This is a genomic window from Mesorhizobium sp. M7A.F.Ca.CA.002.05.1.1 (genome assembly GCF_003998335.1).
Lineage (GTDB): Bacteria > Pseudomonadota > Alphaproteobacteria > Rhizobiales > Rhizobiaceae > Mesorhizobium.
This window is the reverse complement of sequence record NZ_RZQI01001226.1, coordinates 1-1,348: the sequence shown is the minus strand read 5'-3', so window position 1 is coordinate 1,348 and position 1,348 is coordinate 1. Positions and strand designations below refer to the sequence as shown.

General features: G+C 64.7%; 1 protein-coding gene. It reads left to right on the top strand.

Going from position 1 to position 1,348, the window contains the following annotated elements; all coding sequences use genetic code 11:
• On the top strand, positions 1-1,348 hold a 1,348-nt coding region (locus EN939_RS34350), incomplete at both ends, for an efflux RND transporter permease subunit (RefSeq protein WP_164751521.1).

Here is a 1,348-nt window from a genome sequence, read left to right as displayed (position 1 = left end):
CAACCAGGGCGGCGTGACGATCAAGAAGCAGAACCCGAACTTCGTCCTCATCGTCAACCTGACTTCGCCCGACAGTTCGGTCGATCCGGTGGCGCTGAGCAACCTTGCCTATCTGCAGGTGGTCGATCCGCTGAAGCGCCTGCCCGGCGTCGGCGATGTGCAGATCTTCGGCGAGCGGCGCTATTCGATGCGCGTCTGGCTCGATCCCGACAAGCTCGCCAATCTCGGCATCACCGCGGTCGATGTGCAGAACGCCATCGCCGAGCAGAATGTCCAGGTGGCGGCCGGCAAGATCGGCCAATCGCCGGCACCCGCCGGCACCGCCTTCGAGATGCAGGTCAACGCCGTCGGCCGGTTGAGCGATCCAAAGGAATTCGGCGACATCGTCGTGCGCGCCAACACCGACACCGGCTCGCTGGTCAGGCTGCGCGACGTCGCCCGCATCGAGCTCGGCGCACTGCAATATTCGTCGTCGGCCTTCTTCGGCAAGGACCCGACCGTGGTGCTCGCCGTCTACCAGATGCCCGGCTCCAACGCGCTCGATCTGCAGCAGCGCGTCAAGGACAAGATGCAGGAGCTGTCGGGCCGCTTCCCGAAGGGCGTGTCCTATGCAATGCACTACGACACGACGCGCTTCGTCTCGGCGTCGATGCATGACGTGCTGATCACGCTCGGCGAAGCGCTGGTGCTGGTCGTCGCCGTGGTGTTCCTCTTCCTGCAAAGCTGGCGCACGACGATCATCCCGACCATCGCCATTCCGGTGTCGCTGGTGGCGACGCTGGTCGTCATGGAGATGCTCGGCTTCTCGCTCAACATGCTCTCCCTGCTCGGCATGGTGCTGGCGATCGGCCTCGTCGTCGACGACGCCATCGTCGTGGTTGAGAATGTCGAACGACAGCTGGAGGCCGGACTCAAGCCGCTTGCGGCGACCAAGGCCGCAATGCGCGAGGTCACCGGACCGATCATCGCCACCACCGCGGTGCTGATGGCGGTGTTCGTGCCGGTCGCCTTCATTCCCGGCGTCTCCGGCAAGCTCTACAACCAGTTCGCGCTGACGGTGGCGATTTCCGTCGGCATCTCGGCCTTCAACTCGTTGACGCTCAGTCCCGCGCTCAGCGCGGCCTTCCTGCGGCATCGCGGCGAGACGCAGTTCGCCCCGTTCCGCTGGTTCAACACCGGCTTCGACAGGCTATCGCACGCCTACGCCAATGGCGTACGCATTCTCATCCGCTTGCGCTGGATCATGCTCGGCCTGTTCGCGGCCGGCCTGGTCGCCACCTACTTCGTCTGGCAGCGCCTGCCCTCGACCTTCCTTCCGGTCGAGGACCAGGGCTATTTCTTCGTCGTC